The organism is Kribbella turkmenica, assembly GCF_004348725.1.
GTDB lineage: Bacteria > Actinomycetota > Actinomycetes > Propionibacteriales > Kribbellaceae > Kribbella > Kribbella turkmenica.
Genome location: NZ_SMKR01000268.1, coordinates 1 through 6109, shown reverse-complemented (window position 1 = coordinate 6109; position 6109 = coordinate 1). Strand labels below are relative to the sequence as shown.

The window sequence follows — 6109 nt, the reverse complement described above, 5'->3', positions numbered from 1 at the left end:
CGCCCCGCCACTGCGCCCCCGCCGGATCATTCGAACGGATATCCCCCGGCGATGTCGGTTCTTCGCCCTCAAACAGGTAGGAGAACCGGCACGCCGAGGGGTTATCCGTTCGAATGTCAGATGCAGTGGTACGCCGGTGTCGGCGTGGTTTCTGTCAGATGCAGTGGTACGCCGGTGTCGGCGTGGTTTCTGTCAGTTGCAGTGGTACGCCGGTGTCGGCGTGGTCTCGGTCTGGTCCTGCCAGTGGGCGACGCCGACGTAGTAGCCGCAGCCCGTGCCCCCATCGAACCAGGCACCGCCGCCGGAGTAGGCGTACGTCTCGGCGACCGTGGTGAACGGCCCGGAGGCGCTCGGGCCCTTCTGCAGTTCGACACGGACCTCGGTGACGCTGTTCGAACAGCCTTCGAGGCCGACCGCGACGTACAGCATCTGTGCGCTGTAGCCGACCGACTGCGCGGTCACCAGGTCACACGCCTGCGTCCCGGTGGTCCACGCCTGGGCCGGCGTCCCGACGACGAGTCCCGCAGCGGCCGCCGCCGTCGCGGCGATCGCGCCAACAAGCTTTTTCATATGCGTTCCCTCCGGTTGGAAACTTACAGAGAGTCAGCACCATAGGTCACTCAGTTACCAACATCGACCCTTTCGACGCCGCGGACAGAAGCAGCTCGCTGAGCAAGAGCTGGTCAGCACTGCCCAGAACCAGGTCGGCCCCGGCCACCGCGGCCTCGGTCACGAACGGGTTCGGGATCGCGACGGCGAACATCCCGGCCGCCTGCGCGGCCGCCACTCCGTGCGCGGTGTCTTCGACCGCGATCGCTTCCGCGCCGGGTACGCCGAGCCGCCGCAACGCCAGCGCGTAGATCGCCGGATCGGGTTTGTGCGTCGCCACCTCGTCACCGGTGACGATGTGGTCGAACAGGTCGATCGCGCCGACCCGCTCCAGGTGGCCCCGCACCCACGGCCGCGGTGAACTGCTCGCGATCGCGATCGCCAGGCCCAGCTCGCGCGCGGCCCCGAGCCACTCCCGGATCCCCGGCCGGAAGTCCAGCTCCGCGTGCATCCGGTCGCGGTGAGCGGTCCGGCGCGCGTGACTCGCCGCGCGGTCGAAGCCGGCACCGACGGCCGCGGCCAGCACCTGGTACCGGATCTCGGTGATGTCACCGCCGTGCCCCGGCCAGAAGTCCTCGAGGCCAAGCTCGAGGCCGTGGTGCGCCCACTCCGACCGCCAGCTCTCGACCATCGTCGTCTCGGTGTCCATCAGCAGCCCGTCGAAGTCGAACACCACCGCCTTCACGTCCACCGGCAGCAGCCGCACCGCGAGCCGGTGGATCTCCCGAGCGGTCAACCCGCACAACACGAGGTAGGACCGGACGCCGCCGTGACTCCGGTCCACGTGGTCGAGTGCGTCGAGGATCGTCGACGGGAGCGTCCGCGACAGGATCTCCGCGGCCGGGCGCTCGTCGGCCGGCAGTTCGGCGAGCTGCGCGAGGATGCCGAGCCGTTCCTCGCTCGCCGCGTAGTCGGTGGCGATCGCCTCCCGCGGTACTCCGACGAGATCCAGCCACAGCGCGATCAGCAGACCCGTCCGGTCCTTGCCCGATGTGCAGTGCACGACCACCGGCGCGTCGGCAGGCGCCGCGAGCAGCGCGCGGAACGCCTTGGCGATCTGTGCCTTGTTGCGGTCGAGACTGCCGCGGTAGATATCGGCGAGCAGCGGCTCGGCGGCCGGATCGCGGTGCCCCTCGGCGGCCGGATCGATCCACGGGATCCGCCGGTACGACGCCGAGCCATCCAGTCGATGCGGTTGCGTGATTTCCCAGTCGGAGCGCAGATCCAGCACCAACCCGGCGCCGGCGGCAAGGAACGCGGTCCGCCCGTCGTCGTCCAGGTTGTCCGGCGAGTCCGTCCGGAGCACGGTCCCGCTGCGTGTCGGTACGCCGTACCTGGTCGGCAGTCCGCCGATGTCACGTGCGTTCAGGCATCCGCTCCACACGCGGTCAGCTTAGGACAACGCCTCCGAGGGACTCGAACTCCTTCCAGGTGCCGTCGAAGGCCTTGTGGTGCATGGCCGAATCCGTCCCGACGGCGAAGACGTCGATCCGGCCGGGACCCCACGCCACCACGGAACCGGCCGGACGCGGCCTGGTCGGCACCGCGGTGACCGGCTCGAGCCAGCCGGCCAGGGCGGCCACGTTCATCCGCAGGATCTCGGCCGCGAGCCCCCAGTCCAGGAAGTTCAGCGTGTCGGTCGCGGTGTGGATGTGCCCGTTCGCGCTGTCCGCGCCCTCGATCGTCAGCAGGGCAGGGATCCCGGCGTTGATGAACGGCACGTGGTCGCTCGCGAACGGGTTCAGCGAGGTCTCCACCTTCAGCCCGGTGTACGTCGCGGCCGCGGTCGCCAGGTCGGCCATCAGTCCCGACGACACCTGAGCGCCTTCCAGCAGTACGGTCGGCAGCGCCGAGTTCTTGCTCGCGATCATGTCCATGTTGAGCACGGCGCGAATCCGGGACCGCTCGGCCGGCGGCAGCGAGGCGACGTACTGCTTGCTGCCGAACAACCCCTGCTCCTCGCCACCGAACAGGATCAGCCGGACGTCGTGCTTCCACGACCTGGTCGACAACAGGCGGCCCAGTTCGAGCACCCCGGCCGAGCCGCTTGCGTTGTCGTCCGCACCGGGTGCGTTCGCGGCCGGCCCGCCGGCGTGGTTGATCGAGTCCAGGTGCGCGGTGATCAGCACGACGCCACCGCCGCCGGTGCCCGGCCGGTCGCCGATCAGGTTGTGCGACCGACCGCCGCCGACAGTGACCGCCGTCCGGGTCACTCCGTAGCCGAGCGCAACCATCCGGGCGGCGGTGAAGTCCAGCGCGGTGGTGAACGACGGACTGAGCGAGTGCCGCGTCGGCAGGCTCGCGAACCAGGTCAGGTCGTCCTGGTACGACGTCGGCGACAGCTCCCCGACGAGGCTCGCGACCGCCGGATCGACCCTCGCCGCGGCCGCGGACGGTACGTCGACGACCGTCGTACCGGCGCGCAGCGGCTCGACCCGCCAGTGGTTGTTCGACCGGCGCCGGGGTTTGTCGGCGGCCGAGATGACCAGGTGCCGGCCGTGGTCGAGCAGCGGGACGACGTCGGGGAAATCGTCCTGGAAACTCCGGCCCACCTGCGTGACGAGCAGCAGGCCGGGTGCGGTCCGGGAGGCCCGGCCGAGGCGTTGGTCGGCCGGAACCCAGAGAAGGGTCTTGTCCCCGAACCGCGCCGACCGCGCACCCCTGGCGGCATCGGTGGTCGGTACGACGAGGTAACGCACAGGTGCGGTTGTCATGGGGCCTCCCGGCCTGGGCTGAGGAGTGGAGGGAGCGGAGCGACTGGAGCGACGAGGGAAGGCCTGGAGTTCCAGCCCGATGGCCCGCCGCGCCGGAGGCGTGGCATCTGCAGAGTCATGTCAGTCCTGCCAGACGATCTCGAGACGGTCGGGTTCGGCGGTGACGATGCGGCCGGCGCTCCCGGCGTCCCGGGTGAGCCGGCCGGTGGTGTCCCACCGGCCGGCCGGGCGGGCCTCGGGCGCGTCACCGCGGCCGATCGCCCAGTCCACCCAGGTGCCGTCCGGGCGGAACTCCACCCCCCGCCGGCCGCGGGCCGGCGGGAAGGCGAAGTCTTCCCGCCGGTAGACGCTGACCCCGTCGTGGTCTTCCTCGAAGGAGTGCGTCCACCGCCCTGGCGTGTGCTCGGTCAGCTCAGCACGACCTTTTCGATCGAGGCCGGCGTCTCCGGGACGGTGACCTTGAAGTCGCTGATGATGCCGCCGAGCGGCTCGTACCCGGTGAGCGACGGTCCCCACGCGGACCCGTCCCACCACTTGTGGTACAGCTGCTTGTCGGTGCCGGTGACGAACACGTCGAGCCGGTCCGGACCCCACGAGACGACCCGCGGCTCGTCGGTGCAGATGCCGCCCATGTACTCCCAGCCGGTGACCGACGGTCCCCACGCGGCCCCGTCCCACCACTTGTGGTACAGCGCGGAATCCGTGCCGAGCACGAAGACGTCGAGCCGGTTCGTGTCCCACGAGACAACCGTCGGCGCCGTCGTACAGACACCGCCCATGTACTCCCAGCCGGACCAGGCCGAGCCGTCCCACCACTTGTGGTACAGCGCGAAGTCGGTGCCGAGGACGAACATGTCGAGGCGGTTCTCACCCCAGGCGACGACCCGCGGCGGGGAGGCGCAGACACCGCCCAGGTACTCGTAGCCGTCGACCGACGGTCCCCAGGTCGAGCCGTCCCACCATTTGTGGTAGACCGCGTTGTCGGTGCCGAGCACGAACACGTCCAGTCGGTCGCTGCCCCAGGCAACAACTTCGGGCGGGCTCATGCAGATACCGCCGAGGTACTCGTAGCCGTCGGCCGACGGTCCCCAGTTCGAGCCGTCCCACCACTTGTGGTACAGCGCGCGGTCAGTGCCGAGGACGAACGCGTCCAGCCGGTCCGGGCCCCAGGTGGCCAGTCGCGGCGGACTCATACAGATACCGCCCAGATACTCGTACCCGGTAGGCGACGGTCCCCAGTTCGAGCCGTCCCACCACTTGTGGTACAGCGCGCGGTCAGTGCCGAGGACGAACGCGTCCAGCCGGTCCGGCGCCCAGGACGCGACTTCAGGAGCACTCATACAGATACCACCCATGTATTCGTAACCGCCGACGGACGGTCCCCAGGACGAACCGTCCCACCACTTGTGATACATCGCCAAGTCGGTGCCGAGGACGAACGCGTCCAGCCGGTCCGCGCCCCATGCCACCACCGGGCCGGCCGGTTCCGGCGTACCCGCGCCGCCGCCCGAACCGGCGATCAGGCCCGACCGCACGGTGTCCAGACAGGCCTCCATCCGGGCCACCTGTTCGTCGGTGAACATCACCATGCCGCGGTCGTCGGTGTAGTCCATGTAGTCGTAGAACAGGTCGCCGTTCGGACCGTTGTTGCAGGTCACGTGCGGGAACGTCGGTACGCCGAAGTTCGGGCCGGCCTGGTTCGGGGTGTCGGCGACCTCGTCGCTGCCGCTGCAGCCGGAGCCGTCGTCGCCCCAGATGTGGAACAGGTTCAGGTAGTGCCCGATCTCGTGGGTCGTCGTCCGGCCGAGGTCGAACGGCGCGGCCGCCGTCCCGTTCGTGCCGAAGCCGGTGTGCAGGACGACGACACCGTCGGTCTCGGCCGGGCCGCCCGGGAACTGTGCGTAACCGAGCAGGCCGCCACTGAGCTGGCACACCCAGATGTTCAGGTACCGGTCGGTCGGCCACGGATCGTGGCCGCCGGTCGCCGACGACTTCACCTTGTCGTCGGAGCCGAAGCCGTTGACGGTCGTCTGTGTCCGGGTGACGCCGGTCGTGGGGTTGCCGTCCGGGTCCTCGGTGGCCAGGTAGAACTCGATCCGCGCGTCCGCGATCAGATCGGTGAACGCGGCCGGCACGATTCCCAGGTCGGCGTTGGTCGCCCGGAAGTCGTGGTTCAGGACGTCGATCTGGCTGTCGATCTGGGCCTGCGAGATGTTCTGCGCCGGGGTCTTCCAGACCACGTGCACCACACAGGGGATCCGCGCGATGCCGGCGAAACGTTGCTGGCGGGCCACGTAGTCCGACGTCGCGTTCTCGAGGGCCGACCGGGCCGCGGCGTACTCAGGCGAGGTGGAGAGCAGTCTGCGGTGCACGTCCATCACACCGCACTGCCGCCTGTTCGGCGTCTCCGTCCGCCCGTCCGACCCCGGACCGCCCATCCCGGCACCGCCTGGCTGTCCGCCGCCGCTCATACCGGCACCGCCCGCCTGACCGCCACCGCTCATCCCAGCACCACCACCGGCACCACCACCGGCACCGCCACCCGTCATCCCGGCACCGCCACCGCTCGTGCCGCCGGGCATGGTTCCGGGGCCACCCGCGGGTGCTCCGCCACCGCCCGTCCCGGTCGCGGACATCCGGTCGGCGGGCATTCCGTTCGCCGCCCGCATGCCGTTCGTGGACGACGTCGCCGGCCGCTCGCCGGGCATCCGGTAGTCGTCGTCGTCGCGGTGCTTGTCCGCTCTCCCGTTGGCCTTCCTCGGCATCTCTCCCCCTTCCAGCGGGGC

At 70.1% G+C, this 6109-nt stretch carries 5 protein-coding genes; all 5 read right to left on the bottom strand.

What is annotated here, in order from left to right:
- Window positions 1-192: 192 nt before the first annotated feature.
- Complete coding sequence (locus tag E1218_RS34565) at window positions 193-570, bottom strand: hypothetical protein (RefSeq protein ID WP_132327252.1); 378 nt, start codon at window positions 568-570, stop codon at window positions 193-195.
- A 46-nt stretch (window positions 571-616) separates the two neighbouring features.
- On the bottom strand, window positions 617-1993 hold the full coding sequence (locus tag E1218_RS34560; protein ID WP_132327251.1) for an HAD-IA family hydrolase: 1377 nt from the start codon (window positions 1991-1993) through the stop codon (window positions 617-619).
- Window positions 1994-1997: 4 nt separating this feature from the next.
- Window positions 1998-3323 (bottom strand): M28 family metallopeptidase, encoded by a 1326-nt coding sequence (locus E1218_RS34555; RefSeq protein WP_132327250.1) that lies wholly within the window; start codon window positions 3321-3323, stop codon window positions 1998-2000.
- 120 nt (window positions 3324-3443) lie between these two features.
- On the bottom strand, window positions 3444-3620 hold the full coding sequence (locus E1218_RS36865) for a hypothetical protein (RefSeq protein WP_202866359.1): 177 nt from the start codon (window positions 3618-3620) through the stop codon (window positions 3444-3446).
- A 110-nt stretch (window positions 3621-3730) separates the two neighbouring features.
- Window positions 3731-6109: M43 family zinc metalloprotease (locus E1218_RS34545; protein WP_233712670.1), on the bottom strand; the 2379-nt coding region annotated here is incomplete at its 5' end.